The 15,112-nt window shown below is 67.4% G+C and carries 18 protein-coding genes; 9 read left to right on the plus strand and 9 right to left on the minus strand.

Annotation, left to right across the window (positions count from 1 at the left end):
• Positions 1 to 62: 62 nt before the first annotated feature.
• Positions 63 to 254, minus strand: coding sequence for a hypothetical protein (locus tag A5733_RS15590; protein ID WP_055113266.1), 192 nt, complete (start codon positions 252 to 254; stop codon positions 63 to 65).
• Between the two features lie 159 nt (positions 255 to 413).
• Here A5733_RS15590 and A5733_RS15595 point away from each other — a divergent pair, with 159 nt between their 5' ends.
• Positions 414 to 788, plus strand: a complete 375-nt coding sequence (locus A5733_RS15595; RefSeq protein ID WP_076240787.1) for a DUF952 domain-containing protein — start codon at positions 414 to 416, stop codon at positions 786 to 788.
• 53 nt (positions 789 to 841) lie between these two features.
• Here the strand turns inward: A5733_RS15595 and A5733_RS15600 are convergent, their stop codons facing one another.
• Both A5733_RS15600 and ppgK read right to left on the minus strand, forming a co-directional pair.
• Positions 842 to 2,281 carry an RNA polymerase sigma factor gene (locus A5733_RS15600; protein WP_076240788.1) on the minus strand — a complete coding sequence of 480 codons (1,440 nt, stop codon included), beginning with the start codon at positions 2,279 to 2,281 and terminating at the stop codon, positions 842 to 844.
• 205 nt (positions 2,282 to 2,486) lie between these two features.
• The gene (gene ppgK / locus A5733_RS15605) at positions 2,487 to 3,311 is read right to left on the minus strand and encodes a polyphosphate--glucose phosphotransferase (RefSeq protein WP_076240758.1); all 825 of its coding nucleotides are present in this window, start codon (positions 3,309 to 3,311) and stop codon (positions 2,487 to 2,489) included.
• Between the two features lie 161 nt (positions 3,312 to 3,472).
• Here ppgK and A5733_RS15610 point away from each other — a divergent pair, with 161 nt between their 5' ends.
• Positions 3,473 to 4,330 (plus strand): inositol monophosphatase family protein, encoded by an 858-nt coding sequence (locus tag A5733_RS15610; protein ID WP_076240759.1) that lies wholly within the window; start codon positions 3,473 to 3,475, stop codon positions 4,328 to 4,330.
• Here A5733_RS15610 and cei read toward each other — a convergent pair.
• Positions 4,304 to 4,954 carry an envelope integrity protein Cei gene (gene cei / locus A5733_RS15615; RefSeq protein WP_076240760.1) on the minus strand — a complete coding sequence of 217 codons (651 nt, stop codon included), beginning with the start codon at positions 4,952 to 4,954 and terminating at the stop codon, positions 4,304 to 4,306. The genes A5733_RS15610 and cei overlap by 27 nt on opposite strands.
• A 165-nt stretch (positions 4,955 to 5,119) precedes the next feature.
• Here cei and A5733_RS15620 point away from each other — a divergent pair, with 165 nt between their 5' ends.
• Positions 5,120 to 5,422 (plus strand): DUF4193 domain-containing protein, encoded by a 303-nt coding sequence (locus A5733_RS15620; RefSeq protein ID WP_003880601.1) that lies wholly within the window; start codon positions 5,120 to 5,122, stop codon positions 5,420 to 5,422.
• Between the two features lie 67 nt (positions 5,423 to 5,489).
• On the opposite strand, the gene A5733_RS15625 is transcribed toward A5733_RS15620, so the two are convergent.
• Entirely contained in the window at positions 5,490 to 5,987 is a 498-nt protein-coding gene (locus A5733_RS15625; protein ID WP_076240761.1) for a DUF3093 domain-containing protein, read from the minus strand.
• Positions 5,988 to 6,012: 25 nt separating this feature from the next.
• On the opposite strand from A5733_RS15625, the gene dut reads away from it, so the two are divergent.
• Positions 6,013 to 6,477 carry a dUTP diphosphatase gene (dut, locus tag A5733_RS15630; RefSeq protein ID WP_067776704.1) on the plus strand — a complete coding sequence of 155 codons (465 nt, stop codon included), beginning with the start codon at positions 6,013 to 6,015 and terminating at the stop codon, positions 6,475 to 6,477.
• A complete protein-coding gene (locus tag A5733_RS15635) occupies positions 6,477 to 7,265 on the plus strand; it encodes a DUF3710 domain-containing protein (RefSeq protein WP_076240762.1) in 789 nt (262 codons plus the stop codon). The genes dut and A5733_RS15635 overlap by 1 nt, the downstream gene beginning before the upstream one ends.
• A 19-nt stretch (positions 7,266 to 7,284) precedes the next feature.
• Here A5733_RS15635 and A5733_RS15640 read toward each other — a convergent pair whose 3' ends face one another.
• Positions 7,285 to 8,004, minus strand: coding sequence for an alpha/beta fold hydrolase (locus tag A5733_RS15640; RefSeq protein ID WP_076240763.1), 720 nt, complete (start codon positions 8,002 to 8,004; stop codon positions 7,285 to 7,287).
• Between the two features lie 134 nt (positions 8,005 to 8,138).
• On the opposite strand from A5733_RS15640, the gene A5733_RS15645 reads away from it, so the two are divergent.
• Positions 8,139 to 8,510, plus strand: coding sequence for an OB-fold nucleic acid binding domain-containing protein (locus A5733_RS15645; RefSeq protein ID WP_067776695.1), 372 nt, complete (start codon positions 8,139 to 8,141; stop codon positions 8,508 to 8,510).
• 110 nt (positions 8,511 to 8,620) lie between these two features.
• Positions 8,621 to 9,220, plus strand: coding sequence for a DUF3159 domain-containing protein (locus A5733_RS15650; protein WP_142254024.1), 600 nt, complete (start codon positions 8,621 to 8,623; stop codon positions 9,218 to 9,220).
• On the opposite strand, the gene A5733_RS15655 is transcribed toward A5733_RS15650, so the two are convergent.
• The gene (locus A5733_RS15655) at positions 9,217 to 9,885 is read right to left on the minus strand and encodes a TrkA family potassium uptake protein (RefSeq protein WP_067776689.1); all 669 of its coding nucleotides are present in this window, start codon (positions 9,883 to 9,885) and stop codon (positions 9,217 to 9,219) included. The genes A5733_RS15650 and A5733_RS15655 overlap by 4 nt on opposite strands.
• Positions 9,885 to 10,559: a TrkA family potassium uptake protein gene (locus tag A5733_RS15660; protein WP_142254020.1), complete on the minus strand. Its 675-nt coding sequence runs from the start codon at positions 10,557 to 10,559 to the stop codon at positions 9,885 to 9,887. Before A5733_RS15660 ends, A5733_RS15655 begins: the two co-directional genes overlap by 1 nt.
• Positions 10,560 to 10,664: 105 nt before the next feature.
• Here A5733_RS15660 and A5733_RS15665 point away from each other — a divergent pair, with 105 nt between their 5' ends.
• Together A5733_RS15665 and A5733_RS15670 are read left to right on the plus strand one after the other, a co-directional pair.
• Complete coding sequence (locus tag A5733_RS15665) at positions 10,665 to 12,662, plus strand: APC family permease (RefSeq protein ID WP_076240766.1); 1,998 nt, start codon at positions 10,665 to 10,667, stop codon at positions 12,660 to 12,662.
• Positions 12,659 to 13,876, plus strand: coding sequence for a class I SAM-dependent RNA methyltransferase (locus tag A5733_RS15670; protein WP_076240767.1), 1,218 nt, complete (start codon positions 12,659 to 12,661; stop codon positions 13,874 to 13,876). The genes A5733_RS15665 and A5733_RS15670 overlap by 4 nt, the downstream gene beginning before the upstream one ends.
• A 16-nt stretch (positions 13,877 to 13,892) precedes the next feature.
• Here A5733_RS15670 and A5733_RS15675 read toward each other — a convergent pair whose 3' ends face one another.
• The gene (locus A5733_RS15675) at positions 13,893 to 14,984 is read right to left on the minus strand and encodes a GGDEF domain-containing protein (protein WP_067770462.1); all 1,092 of its coding nucleotides are present in this window, start codon (positions 14,982 to 14,984) and stop codon (positions 13,893 to 13,895) included.
• Positions 14,985 to 15,112 lie beyond the last annotated feature (128 nt).

Raw genomic sequence — 15,112 nt, forward strand, 5'->3', positions numbered from 1 at the left:
CATTACTGACGAAACGTGCTCCTGCCCAGGCGGGTGGTGTCGGAGATGGCAGCTGATGGCCGTCAGGCGTCTGCGGCGCTGGTCTCCAGCACCGCGGCCAACTCGACCAGCTTGGCTTCGTGTTCGTTCGCGTGGTGCTGGCAGAAGAGCAACTCGGCTCCTGAGGGTAGCTTCGCGCGCACCCGTGCGGCAGCGCCGCAACGATCGCAGCGATCGGCTCTGGTTAGCTCCGGACTTGTCAGAGTTGCGTTCATGGCTCCTCCGTCTTCTGCTCTGCGCGTCCCGGCAAAGGCGCCGAGACTGCGTATGTCTACTCTGTCAGACGTTTTGGCTTCCGGTGTTGTTCCCCAGGGGTACACCGGTGTGTCGTGTCTCACTTGGCCGGCGCGTTGCTGACCGGGCAGGCTGAGGATATGCATCGATTGCCGCGTGTCCTGGTTCACTTGTGCGGCGCCGATGATTGGCGGCGGGCCCAGGGTGGCAGTGAGTACCGGCCGGACTCCTTGATCACGCAGGGCTTCATCCACCTCTCGGCCCCCGAACAGGTGCATCTGCCCGCCAACCGGCTCTACTTCGGGCGCCGCGACCTGGTGCTGCTGCACATCGACCCGGCCAAGTTGGCGGATCCGGTGCGCTGGGAGCCCGGAGTGCCAACGGACCCCGAGGCCATGGTGTTCCCGCACCTGTACGGCCCGCTTCCGGTGGCCGCTGTGATGTCCACCACGCGCTATGCGCCCGATGCCGACGGGCGATTCGCGCCGCTGGCCGGCGACGCGCCGTCGCCGTAGCTCCCAGGCGGCTGCCCCGACGGGGCGGCCGATCTTCTCTGGCTGTCGGGGACTCAGTCCAGGTAGTCGCGCAGCACCTGGGAGCGGCTCGGGTGACGCAGCTTGCTCATGGTCTTCGACTCGATCTGGCGGATGCGCTCACGGGTGACGCCGTAGACCTGACCGATCTCGTCGAGGGTGCGCGGCTGGCCGTCGGTCAGGCCGAACCGCAGCCGCACCACGCCGGCCTCGCGCTCCGACAGCGTCTCCAGCACGGACTGCAGCTGATCCTGCAGCAGGGTGAAGGACACCGCGTCGACGGCCACCACGGCCTCGGAGTCCTCGATGAAGTCACCGAGTTGGCTGTCACCCTCGTCGCCGATGGTCTGGTCCAGCGAGATGGGTTCACGCGCGTACTGCTGGATCTCCAGCACCTTCTCCGGCGTGATGTCCATTTCTTTGGCCAGCTCTTCGGGCGTGGGCTCGCGGCCCAGGTCCTGCAGCAGCTCACGCTGGATGCGGCCGAGCTTGTTGATCACCTCGACCATGTGCACCGGGATACGGATGGTGCGGGCCTGGTCGGCCATGGCACGGGTGATGGCCTGGCGGATCCACCAGGTGGCGTAGGTGGAGAACTTGTAACCCTTGGTGTAGTCGAACTTCTCGACCGCGCGGATCAGGCCGAGGTTGCCCTCCTGGATGAGATCCAGGAACGCCATGCCGCGGCCGGTGTAGCGCTTGGCCAGTGAGACCACGAGGCGCAGGTTGGCTTCCAGCAGGTGGTTCTTGGCACGGTCGCCGTCGCGGCAGATCCACTGCATGTCGCGGCGCTGCTGCACGGGCAGCTTCTCGCCCTTTTCCACCAGCTCGGCGAGCTTCTGTGTGGCGAACAGGCCGGCCTCGATGCGCTTGGCGAGCTCGACCTCTTCTTCGGCGTTGAGCAGCGCCACCTTGCCGATCTGCTTCAGGTAGGCGCGGACCGAGTCGGCCGATGCCGTGAGCTCGGCGTCCTTGCGGGCCTGCCGCAGGGCCTCGGATTCTTCTTCGTCCCAGACGAAGTCGCCGGAGGCCTTGTCCTTCTCCGATGGCTCGGGATGCTCGTCATCTCCCTCGGCGGGCTTGGCGGCCGGTGTGGCCGCCTTGGCATCCTTGCCGTCCTCGGCGTCGTCTTCGTCCTCGTCGTCGTCGGAATCCTCGACGTCGTCATCGGTGTCGAGATCGTCGTCGAGCTCGAGGTCGGTGTCGTCGACGTCGAGATCCTCGCCGGGCTCGGCCTCCAGATCGTCGGTGGTCTCGAGATCGTCGTTGACGTCTTCCGGCTTGGCCGCGGCCTTGGCGGCCCGCTTGGCCGGAGCCTTTTTGGCTGCCGCGCGTGGCTTGGTGGCGGTGCCGCCCTCGGCCTTGGCTGCGGTGCTCTTGGCTGCCCGCTTGGCTGGGGCCTTCTTGGCGGGAGTCTTGGTAGCGGTGCGCTTCACCGGCTCGTCGGTCGCCGGGCTTGCCTTTGTCGCTGCCACGTACACCCTTTCGGTCTCGCGTATTTTTCAGTGGGCATGGGCATACTCCACCGAAAGCGTCTGCTGTCGAATGTCGGCGTTCTTATCGTCTGGGATATTCACCGCTATTCGGTAGGCGGCCGCCGAAGACCATTGTAACGACAGTGTGGGTGTACACCGCGCCGAGCGGCAAATTTCGACAGCTCATCGCGGCGAAGCGGCAAAGTTACCCCACGGTAGCTTGTGGCCCGAGAATTACTGCGGGTTCCTGACTGGCCATGGCGGCACCCACGATGCCCGCAGTGTTGAGCAACGCCGCGGGCACGATCGGGGTACGGATCTTCAACAGCGGCAGCCATTTGTCGGCCTTGCGGCTGATGCCGCCACCGGCGATGAACAGGTCCGGCCAGATCGCATTCTCGATGGCCACCAGAACCTTGTTCACCTCTTCGGTCCAGCGCGCGTAACTCCAGTCCTTGCGTTCCTTGACCGAGGATGCGGCCCGGTGTTCGGCCTCCTTGCCGCCTACCTCCAGATGGCCAAACTCGGTGTTGGGCAACAACACACCGTTGTGGATCACCGCCGAGCCGATACCGGTGCCGAACGTCAGCAGGACCACGACACCGGAGTTGTCCTTGCCTGCCCCGTAGTGCTCCTCGGCGAGCCCGGCCGCATCGGCGTCGTTGAGCACGCGCACCGGTTGACCGCCGAGTGCTGCGCTGATCACCTCGGCGGCGTTGACGCCGATCCAACCCTTGTCGACATTGGCGGCGGTGCGCACGATGCCGTCGGTGACGACGCCCGGGTAGGTGACACCCACCCGTCCGGTCCAGCCGAACTCGGCAACCACCGCAGCCACCGTTTTCGCCACCGCGTCAGGGGTCGCCGGCTGCGGCGTGTCGAGCTTGAACCGCTCGCCGATCAACTGGCCGGTGTCGAGGTCGACCATCCCTCCCTTGATTCCGCTGCCGCCGACGTCGACACCGAATCCGCGGCGGCCCGACTCGCCGGTGGGCCCTGAACCTGGTGCGGACGTGTCGGGTGCGGTCATGGGTGCTCCTTTGCGGACAGGCGGAGGGACAAACCAAGGCAGCGCCCCCACCCTAATCGCTGAACGGCGCGGCGGTTGCACCTTGCGATCGAACGCTGGGCGCCCCGTGCTGTCATCCACGCCGAGGCGACTTTTCGGCCGGAAGATGTTGCGATAGAGCGGTGACAGACAACAGATTCGATGCTCCGGCCCTGCGGGTGGTCGCCGAGCAACTGGCCACCGAAGCCGCCGAGTTCGTCCTGCGCCGCCGTGCCGAGGTGTTCGGTACCGCGGCGCACTCCGACGGGGCGCGGGGACGTGACGACGTCCGGACTGTCAGATCTAAGAGCACGCCGACGGACCCCGTCACGATCGTCGATACCGAGACCGAACGGTGGTTGCGCGAGCGGCTGGCGGTGTTACGCCCAGGGGAGGCGATCCTGGGGGAGGAGGAAGGCGGCCGCCACGACGGGCGTCACGGGCTGAGTTGGGTGATCGACCCGATCGACGGCACGGTGAACTTCGTCTACGGAATCCCCGCCTATGCCGTGTCGGTGGCCGTGCAATACGACGGACGGTCGGTGGCCGGCGCCGTGGCCGATGTGGCCGCCGGTGAGGTGTATTCGGCAGCGCTCGGCCATGGGGCCGAGGTGGTTCGGTCCGGGGCTCGAATCCCGCTGAGGTGCAGCGGCGCCGAGGACCTGTCCATGGCGTTGTTGGGCACGGGATTCGCCTACGACACGGTCCGACGCGCCCGGCAGGCCGGCGTGTTGGCCCACATCCTGCCCGCGGTGCGCGACATCCGCCGCATCGGTTCGTGCGCGCTCGATCTGTGCATGGTGGCCGCGGGCCGGTTGGACGCCTACTACGAAGAGGGCGTTCAGGTCTGGGACTGGGCCGCGGCGGCGCTGATCGCCGCCGAGTCCGGAGCCACGGTGTGGGTGCCGAACTCCTCCGATATCGAGCGGGTGGCCGCGTCGGCGCCGGGTATCGCCGACGCCCTACACGACGCGCTAGCAGGCGCCGGTATGGATCTTTGACAGCAGTTCGGGGTCGGACGGCGCGGTGGCGTCCGGGCGCAGGCTGGCCAGCACCGCGTTGATGTTGTCACTGCTGGCCAGTTCGCTGAACTCGGTGCCCAAGGCGAGATCGACTGTGGCGTCCGGCCTTTCGTCCTGGAACAACTCGGTGCAAGGGGCCACCAGCCACAGCGCCGCGGCGGCGCCGCGGCCGGATGGACCGAACCGGATCTGGCCCTGGCATTCCAGCCGGGTGGCGGAGTAGATCGGATCGTTGGCCGCCTCCGGTTGGGCGAAGCCCAGATCGCGCAGCGCCCCGGCCACCTCGCTGGCCTGACCGCCCTGCCCGCTGGCATTGAGCACCCTGATCTTGGTTTCGGCCAGCGGCGCGGGGGTGACCTCCGTCATCGCCGAGCGGGCCACCTGTTCGCCCAGTTTCGGAGTTGCCGGGTCGGCCGCAGGCGGTGGGTCGTTGCAGACCGCGGCCTCGTGGACATCGGTGGGTTGGTTGAGCGCGATGATCCAGACGATCAGCGTCACCAGCGCAAGTGCGACGAACAGCACGATGCCGGGAACGATACTGCGCCGACGGAACGGGCGACCATGCCGGTCGAAGGCGGTGCCATCGGTGATTTGCGCGACCACACCTGCACTCTAAGGGCAACCGCGGCCGCAGATGCAGCAGAGCTCAGACCCCACTGTGACGTAAATCACAGTGGAACGTGTGGCAATACGGGCACGAATCATTTGGGGAATGCGTTCGACGCTGGTACAAACCTCTGCTGCAAGGTAAGGGAGGGGACACAGACGATGGCTACCGACTACGACGCCCCGCGGCGATCCGAAGCTGACGAGGTTTCCGAGGACTCGCTGGAAGAGCTCAAGGCGCGGCGCAACGAGGCGCAATCAGCCGTGGTGGATGTCGACGAATCGGAAACCGCCGAGTCGTTCGAGTTGCCCGGCGCAGACCTGTCCGGCGAAGAGCTGTCGGTGCGGGTGGTGCCGAAGCAGGCCGACGAGTTCACTTGCTCCAGCTGCTTTCTGGTGCATCACCGGAGCCGGCTGGCCAGTGAGAAGAACGGCGTGATGATCTGCACCGACTGCGCGGCCTGACAGCGGCTCAGCCGCTCAAGCCGGATTCGCGGCTCCGCCGCTGCAGTTTGATTCGCGGCTCAGCCGCTCACGCTGTATTCGCGGCTCCGCCGCGGAGCGCCGCCAGGACCCGATCCGGGCGCCGCGAACTGATCAACCAGTACGGCGTGGGGTCATCCGGATCGTCGAGGACGACCAGCACCAACGGGCCGATCCAGGCCCGGTGCACGACATAAGCGGCCGGATCGAGTTGACGCCCCAGCGCCGCCGATTTCGCCGACCGCGGCACCTCGGCGGTGCGCGAGATGACATCGGTCGGCAGATGCGCGTCACCGATCCACAACTCGGTGTCCCCGCCGGGGTGGCCCACCACCTTCAGCTCGGTCTTGCTGAACCACATCAGCACCGCCGCCGCCACGCCGAACAGCAGCACGTAGGGCAGCCATGCCGGAATGGCCGGCGCCGCCAGGCCGATCTCGAACGCAATCACCGCTGCCAGCACGGCAGCGGGCAGCGACCACCACCACGGCACCCACAAACGCTCGCGATAGTGAACGCTTTGGGTGGTTGCACGCGTGTCTGACACGCGGCTCAGAGTAATCTGTGACGTCGTGTCCACCTCTCTGGCGGTCGTCCGATTGGACCGCGAACTCCCGATGCCCAGCCGGGCGCACGATGGTGATGCGGGCGTAGACCTCTACAGCGCGCAGGATGTCGAACTGGCCCCCGGCCAGCGGGCGCTGGTACCCACCGGGATCGCCGTTGCCATCCCGCACGGCATGGTTGGGCTGGTCCATCCGCGGTCGGGTTTGGCTGCCCGCGTGGGCCTTTCGATCGTCAACAGCCCGGGCACCATCGACGCCGGCTACCGCGGCGAGATCAAGATCTCGCTGATCAACCTCGACCCCGACACGCCGATCGTGGTCAACCGCGGTGACCGGATTGCCCAGCTGTTGGTTCAGCGGGTAGAACTGCCCGAGTTGGTTGAGGTGACCTCGTTCGACGAGGCCGGCCTGGCCGACACCACCCGTGGCGACGGCGGCCACGGCTCCTCCGGCGGACATGCGAGTTTGTGATGGCATTCGGAAAACGCAAGAGCAACGCTTCGGCTGAAGACGCCGTTGACCGGCAGGAAGGTCAGCCGGTGGCTGATCCGTCCGCCTCGGCGGACGTCACCGACGACATCGATCAGGGGCCGTTCGACGTCGAGGACTTCGACGATCCGGCGGTTGCCGTGCAGGGTCGCCTCGACCTCGGCTCGGTACTGATCCCCATGCCCGACGGCGGGCAGGTCCAGGTCGAGCTCAACGAGGCCGGGGCACCCAGCGCGGTATGGGTGGTGACGCCCAACGGACGTTTCACCATCGCGGCCTACGCCGCGCCCAAGAGTGCGGGCTTGTGGCGTGAGGTGGCCGGTGAGCTCGCCGACTCGCTGCGCAAGGACGCGACCTCGGTCAGCATCCAGGACGGCCCGTGGGGACGCGAGGTCGTCGGCGTGGGCAACGGTGGCGTGGTGCGCTTCATCGGCGTCGACGGATACCGCTGGATGGTGCGCTGCGTGGTCAACGGTTCGCCGGAAACCATCGACGCGCTGGCCGACGAGGCTCGGACGTCGTTGGCCGACAGTGTGATTCGTCGGGGTGACACGCCGCTCCCGGTGCGCACGCCGCTGGCGGTGCAGCTGCCCGAGCCGATGGCGGCCCAACTGCGCGCCGCAGCACAACAGGCGGCGATGCAGCAAGCTGCCCAGCAGATGGCCGCCGCTCAGCCGCAGCCGTCGGAGCAGCCGCCGGCCGAACCGGCCGCGCGGCGCAGCGTCCAGGGATCGGCGATGCAGCAGCTTCGCACCATCACCGGCGGATAACCGGCGGAAAGCAGCTCCCTCAGCCGGCGACGGGCGCGTCGACCGCGTCCTGCAACGCCGCGACACAGGCGGCACCCAGCGCGCCGGTGTCGAGGCCCATCTGTTCGAGCGTGACGGAGCGCAAGGCTGCCTGCGGCGCTGCGGCCACCCACTCGTAGCCGACTTCGGCCGGATGCACAGGATCGTCGGTGGCCACCGCGACACCCATCGGCACCTTGAGCAGTTCGAGTTCGGCGCAGTCCGGCGCGCGGTAGCCGGCCGCTTCCTCCATCGCCGCGGGCAGCGTCGGCCACTGGCCCACCCAGGACCGGGCCAGCTCGTCGGCCAGCCACGGCATGCTGGCGGCCCGCATCTGTGTGATCGCGGACGCCAGGCCGTCCCGACGCAACAGATCGGCTGACTGCCGGGCCAGCAGGGCGGCCGGGGCGTGCTGGGACGAACCCGTCCACGGCGGCAGGGCGGCCAGCACCGCCACTGTCCGAGTGGGATGGTCGAGTGCCCATCTGGCCGCGACCACTGCGCCGATCGACACGCCGCCGACCGCGATCGGGCCCGAGCGCGCCGCGTCGTCGAGTGCGTGCAGATAGCCCTCGATGAGCCGCTCCGGCGTCGGCGGCGGCGTCACCACAAGCGCGTCGAGGTCGTGCAGTGCCCCGGAAAACGCCCGGTAGACATAGTTGTCGTCGGACCCGGTCCCAGGCAGCAGAACGGTTGGGACACCGCGCAGAATGACGCTCATCACATGATCGTGCCTGCCCCGTCAAATCGTCGGCGCGCCGACCCGTACCCCACGTGGCATTCGTCGAATAAGAGGTCTACCGTGGCGTTGGTTGGGCGGATTCACAGTGGATCCGCAGAAGGTCAGGAGAGGCCATGGCTACGGCCGAAGGGTATCTGCGCCGGCTCACGCGACGCCTGACGGAAGACCCCGAACAGCTTGATGTCGAAGTGCTCAGCGATGAAGCCGCGAACACCGGCGCGCTGAAGGCGATCGACGTTCAGCGCGGCCAGGAAGTGACGATGGTCGGCACCCTGCGCAGCGTCGAATGTAACGGCAAGGGGTGTTCTGGCGGCATCAAAGCCGAACTGTTCGACGGCACCGACTCGGTGCTGCTGGTGTGGTTGGGGCAGCGCCGCATTCCGGGTATCGAATCCGGGTGCACGCTGCGGGTCCACGGCCGCGTCGGCAAGCTGGAGAACGGCACCAAAGCGATCTACAACCCACGCTACGAAATCCAGAAGTGAGCCAGGCCGAGAACACAGGCACCGAGAACACAGGCAACGCACCTCAACCCCCCGAGAGCGAGCCGGCGCTGACTCCTGCCCATGGCGGCGGACGGGCCGTGCTGGATCAGATGGGCGGGGTCAGCGGTCTCATCTATTCGTCGCTGCCCGTGGTGGTGTTCGTCCCGGTGTCCACGGCGTTCGGGCTCGGGCCCGCGATCGCCGCAGCGCTCGGTGTGGCGACCCTCATTTTGATCTGGCGGCTGATCCGCCGCGAATCCGCGCAGCCCGCGGTGTCGGGTTTCTTCGCCGTAGGCGTCAGCGCGCTCATCGCGTATCTGGTCGGGGAGTCGAAAGGGTACTTCCTGCTTGGCATTTGGACATCACTGCTGTGGGCCGTGGTGTTCGGGGTCTCGGTGCTGATCCGCCGCCCGGTGGTCGGCTACATCTGGGGCTGGGTGAACACCCACGACCGGGAGTGGCGCAGTGTGCGTGGGGCCGTGGTGGCCTTCGACATCGCCACGCTGACCTGGGTCGCGGTGTTCGGGTCGCGGTTTTTGGTGCAGGAGTACCTCTATGACGCCGACGAGACCGGTTGGCTGGGTTTCGCTCGGATCGCGATGGGCTGGCCGCTGACCGCCGTCGCAGCACTGGTGACCTATCTGGCCATCCGGGCCGCACAGCGTGCGGTGCACGCCGCCGATGCGACACCCGGCGTCGACTCCGATTAACGCGGCGCCGGACGCAGCAGCAGCTCGCGCAGTTCGTCCTCGGATTCGGTGACCGCGACGAACAGCAGTTCATCGCCGCCCTCCAGCGGCTCGTCGGACTCGGGCACGATCACCCGGGCGCCGCGCAGGATGGTCACCAGCGCGGTGTCGCGGGGTAGATCGAGGCGCTTGACTGGTTTGCCGCCCCAAGGCGTGTCGTCGGGCAGCGTGATCTCGACCAGGTTGGCCTGCCCCTTGCGGAACTCCATCAACCGGACCAGATCACCGACCGCCACGGCCTCCTCGACCAGTGAGGCCAGCATGCGCGGCGTCGACACCGCCACGTCGACGCCCCAGTTCTCGTCGAACAGCCACTCGTTGCGCGGATCGTTGACCCGGGCGACCACCCGGGGCACCGCGAACTCGGTCTTGGCCAGCAGGCTGACCACGACGTTGGCCTTGTCGTCACCCGTCGCCGCGATCACCACGTCGAATTCCTCGAGCTTGATCGACTCCATCATGGTGAGCTCGCAGGCATCGCCCAGCCGCCAGTGCGCGGCCGGGATGGCGTCCTCGTCGATGTGGTCGGGGTTGCGTTCGAGCAGGGTGACGTCGTGGTTGCTCTCCAGCAACTCGCGGGCGATGGAACGACCTACAGCCCCCGCTCCGGCGATGGCAACTTTCATCAGTGGGACTCCAAGTCCTCGCTCGGCGGCAGCGCCGCGATCGCCAGCGCCTCGGCGATGTGGCCCGACACCGCGGCGACGTACACCTGGTCGCCGGCTTGGATCACGGTCTTCGGCTCGGGTAGATAACCGCTGCCGAACCGGATCATGAAGGCGACCCGGCCGCCGGTCGCTGCCTCCAGCTCGGTGACCAGATGCCCGGCCCAGTCCTGGTGCAACGGGAGTTCGGCCACGCCCACGTTGCCCGAGGGGTCGCGCCATTTTGTGGTCTCGGTCTCTCTGGTCAGCACGTTGAGCAGGCGATCGGTGGTCCACGGCACCGTGGCCACGGTCGGGATGCCCAGCCGTTCGTAGACCGCGGCGCGTTTGGCGTCGTAGATCCGGGCCACCACGCGCTCGACACCGAACGTCTCGCGGGCCACCCGCGCCGAGATGATGTTGGAGTTGTCACCGGAGGAGACGGCGGCGAACGCACCGGCCTCTTCGATTCCGGCGCGTAGCAGGACATCGCGGTCGAAACCCATACCGAGCACACGTTCCCCGGCGAACTCCGGCGAAAGCCGATGGAACGCGGCGCTGTCGCGGTCGATCACCGCAACCTCGTGGCCGATGCGGGCCAGGCTGTCCGCGAGGGACGCGCCCACTCGACCGCACCCCATGACGACTACACGCACCCGACGGTCCTTTCCGGTCGCAGAGAAGTGCTGTTGCTCTATCCGTGTCCTCGAACGCTACAGCTTTGTGACGACTTTTCGTGTTCGGGCTTAGTCTTGGCTCTCGTGTCCAAGCTTTCGACGGCAGCGCGCCGGTTGGTACTGGGGCGGCCGTTCCGCAGCGACAAGCTCTCGCACACCCTGTTGCCCAAGCGGATCGCCCTGCCGGTGTTCGCCTCCGATGCCCTGTCCTCGGTGGCCTACGCGCCCGAGGAAGTCTTCCTGGTGCTGTCGGTGGCCGGCCTGACGGCTTACTCGCTCACCCCGTGGATCGGGTTGGCGGTGGCCGCCGTCATGCTGATCGTGATCGCCAGCTACCGGCAGAACGTGCATGCCTACCCGTCCGGTGGTGGTGATTACGAGGTCGTCACCACCAACCTCGGGCCCACCGCCGGTCTGACGGTGGCCAGCGCACTCATGGTGGATTACGTGCTGACGGTGGCGGTCTCCATGTCGTCGGCGATGTCGAACATCGGCTCGGCGGTGCCGTTCGTCGCGCAGCACAAGGTGTTGTTCGCGGTGGTGGCGATCCTGTTGCTGGCCTCGATGAACCTGCGCGGGCTGCGAGAGTCCGGGACCGCGTTCGCGATTCCCACCTACGCGTTCATGGTCGGCATGTTCGTCATGTTGGGTTGGGGGTTGTTCCAGATCTATGTTCTGGGTCACCCCTTGCGTGCGGAATCCGCCGGCTTCGAGATGCATCCCGAACACGGCGAGGTGTTGGGCTTCGCACTCGTGTTCCTGGTGGCGCGCGCGTTCTCGTCGGGTTCGGCGGCGCTGACCGGGGTCGAGGCGATCAGCAACGGCGTGCCGGCCTTCCGGAAACCCAAGTCGCGTAACGCGGCAACCACCCTGCTGCTGCTCGGCGTGATCTCGGTGACACTGCTGATGGGCATCATCCTGCTGGCCAAGGCCACCGGGGTGAAGATCGCCGAGCGTCCGCACGAGCAGCTGATCGGTGCGCCTGCCGATTACCACCAGAAGACCTTGATCGCCCAGCTCGCCGATGCGGTGTTCCACGATTTCCCGGTCGGTCTGTATCTGATCGCCGGGGTGACCGCGCTGATCCTGATGTTGGCGGCCAACACCGCGTTCAACGGGTTCCCGGTCCTCGGTTCGATTTTGGCGCAGGACCGCTACCTGCCGCGGCAGCTGCACACCCGCGGTGATCGGCTGGCGTTCTCCAACGGCATCCTGTTCCTGGCGCTTGCGGCCATGGCGTTCGTGGTCGCGTTCCGGGCCGAGGTGACTGCGCTGATCCAGCTCTACATCGTCGGGGTGTTCGTCTCGTTCACGCTCAGCCAGATCGGCATGGTGCGGCACTGGACCCGGTTGTTGCGCACCGAGACCGATCCGGCGGTGCGCCGGAAGATGATGCGGTCGCGCATCATCAACGCCGTCGGGCTCACCGCCACGGGCGCGGTGCTGGTGGTCGTGGTGGTGACGAAGTTCGCCGCCGGCGCGTGGATCGCGATCTTGGCGATGAGTGCGCTGTTCGTGATCATGAAGCTGATCCACAAGCACTACGACACCGTCGCCCGCGAGCTCGACGCGCAGGACGAGAGCGAGGGCGGCGACATCGTGTTGCCGAGCCGCAACCATGCGGTGGTCCTGGTGTCCAAACTGCATCTGCCCACCAAGCGCGCGCTGGCGTATGCCCGGGCCACCCGGCCGGACGTGCTCGAGGCGATCACGGTGAGCGTGGACGACGCCGAGACCCGCGCCCTGGTGCACCAGTGGGAGGACAGCGACATCAGCGTGCCGCTGAAGGTGATCGCCTCGCCCTACCGCGAAATCACGCGCCCGGTACTCGATTACGTCAAACGGGTGACGAAGGAATCGCCGCGGACCGTGGTGACGGTGTTCATCCCCGAATACGTCGTCGGTCACTGGTGGGAGCAGGTGCTGCACAACCAGAGTGCGTTGCGGCTCAAGGGCCGGCTGCTGTTCATGCCGAACGTGATGGTGACCTCGGTTCCGTGGCAATTGAATTCGTCGGAGCGGTTGAAGGCGCTGCAGCCGCGTGCCACCCCCGGTGATGCCCGCAGAGGGTTCCTGGAGTGACCGAGCTCATCCTGACCACGGAGTCGGCAGCCAATGGTGGCAGCTGCGTGGCGCGTCACGAGGGGCGGGTGGTCTTCGTCCGGTATGCGATCCCCGGTGAGACGGTGCGGGTCAACGTCTTCGACGAACGCGGATCGTATTGGCACGCCGAGGTGGTCGAGGTCTTGGAACCGTCCCCGGACCGCGTCGATCCGCTGTGTCCGATCGCCGGGGTGCACGGCGCGGGCTGCTGCGATCTGGCGTTCGTCGAGCCCCGGGCGGCGCGCCGCCTCAAGGGTTCGGTGGTGGCCAATCAACTTTCTCGGCTCGGTGGGTTCACCTGGCGCGACGAGCAGACGGCTGTCGCCGAGGCGGTCGGCGACGGCGCCGCGCGGGGCTGGCGGACCCGTGTGCGGTTGGACACCACATCCGACGGCCGGGCCGGTTTTCACCGCTACCACAGCGCCGAGCTGGTCACCGACCTCGAATGTGGGCAACTGCCTGCCGAGTTGACCGCCGGCCTGGAGACGACGCGTTGGACTCCGGGCGCGCACTTGCACGCGGTGTTGGACGCCGACGGTCGTCGACACGTCGTGCAGTCCGGCCCGAAGACCAGCCGCACAGGTCGCCGTGCGGCCGGTCCGAAGAATGCGACGCGGGTCGTCGAGGGGGACTACGAGGCGGTGCAGCGGGTCGGTGGCCGAGAGTGGATGCTGCCGGTGACCGCGTTCTGGCAGGCCCACCGTGACGCGGCCGCCCTCTACAGCCGGCTGATCGCCGAGTGGGCCGAACTGCAACCGGGCATGACCGCGTGGGATCTCTACGGCGGTGCCGGGGTCTTCGCTGCCGCGCTGGCACAGCAGGTTGGGCCGAGCGGTCGGATCCTGACCGTGGACACGTCGCGTGCGGCGTCGCGCACCGCCCGCAGTGCGCTGGGCGACCTGCCGTGGGTCTCGGTGGTCACCGATTCGGTGCGTCGCGCACTGTCGGCCGAGTCGGGACGCCCGGACGTCGCGGTGCTCGATCCGCCCCGCACCGGGGCCGGGCGCGAGGTGCTGGACGCCCTGGCCGCGACCGAGGTGCCCCGGATCATCCACATCGGTTGTGAGGCAGCATCTTTCGCCCGGGACGTCGGGATGTATCTGCGACACGGTTACACCGTGGAGGACCTGCGGGTGTTCGACTCCTTCCCGCTGACGCACCACGTGGAATGCATCGCGGTGCTGACCCGCTGACGGTTCTCGGCAGCGTTCACTCGGTGCGGTCGTCGGGCCCGATCGACGGGGTGGGGAAGTGCGCGTAGGTGGCTCGATTGCCACCCTCGGCCTTCGACTGGTTCATCGCGGTGACGGCCAGGGCCACCAGGGCGTCGACGATCTGCTCGGTGGGCAGCTCGGTCAGTGGCCGCAGTTGGCTGCACGCGGTGCCGATGCTGGCGGTCAGACGCATGGGCGTCGTGGTGATCGCCATGCGGATCCGGTTCACCAGCGGGGAGGGGTCGTTGGTCTTGAACACGTCGGCGATCAGGAATTCGCTGTCGGACACATGGGCCAGTGGCACCTTGTGCCGCACCGTCTCGCGCATCGCCTGCGCCACGGCGACGCGGGCGTGCAGCGTGCTGTGGCTGCCGTCCATGTCGCTCAGCAGCGCCATGTCGTCGATACCGACCGCCACGACCACCAGGTACTGATCGTCGTGGCGACTGTGGGACCCCAGCATCGTCGCGGTGTGCATGTCGAACGCCTCGCGGTTGAGCAGACCGGTCAGCGGGTCGATCTCGGCGGGGTGCTGGACGCGGTCGGGTTCGATCAGCTCGACGGCGATCCGCACCAGGGCCGAGGTGCTCAGGATCACCAGCAGCGACACGAGCGCGCCGGCGATACCGAGCCAGACGTCGGTCAGCCCCACCCGCACGCCGAGGCAGATCACCACCGCGGCCGAGGCCAGCCAGGTCAGGTGCAGCACCCGCCGACTGTGCAGAAAGGCTGCGTAGCCGGTGATCAGGCTCAACGAGCTGGACCCGAGCAGGCCGACCGTCGGATCCACCAGCAGGATGCAGGTGGCCCCGATGCAGACCGTGCCGATACACACGACGATCCAGGACTGGGTGCGGCTGGGCCACTGGCGCCGCCACCACCACTGCGCCAGCGTCAGCCCTCCGACACCGACGCCCACGGCCACGTATTGCAGTGCACCGTGCGGACCTTTCGGGCTGATCAGGACCAACAGCGGGATCAGGCTCAACCCGATGATCGTGACGCCGACGGTGCGTTGCATCAGGGTGCGCTTGCCCTGCGCAGCAAGAAGGGCGGTACGCGCGTAATAGTGATCGAATGGACTCAACCAGCACCCCGGACTAATCGACTTCGCCTCCACTTTACGTAATCACGGCAGTGGCGGGTTTGTCGTGGAATTGACGCGCAGGTCGTCCTGTTAGCGTGAACCGCAGGTGTGCCGGGAAGTCTGGTCGG

The sequence above is a fragment of the Mycobacterium sp. NS-7484 genome, from assembly GCF_001953975.1.
Taxonomy (GTDB): Bacteria; Actinomycetota; Actinomycetes; order Mycobacteriales; family Mycobacteriaceae; genus Mycobacterium.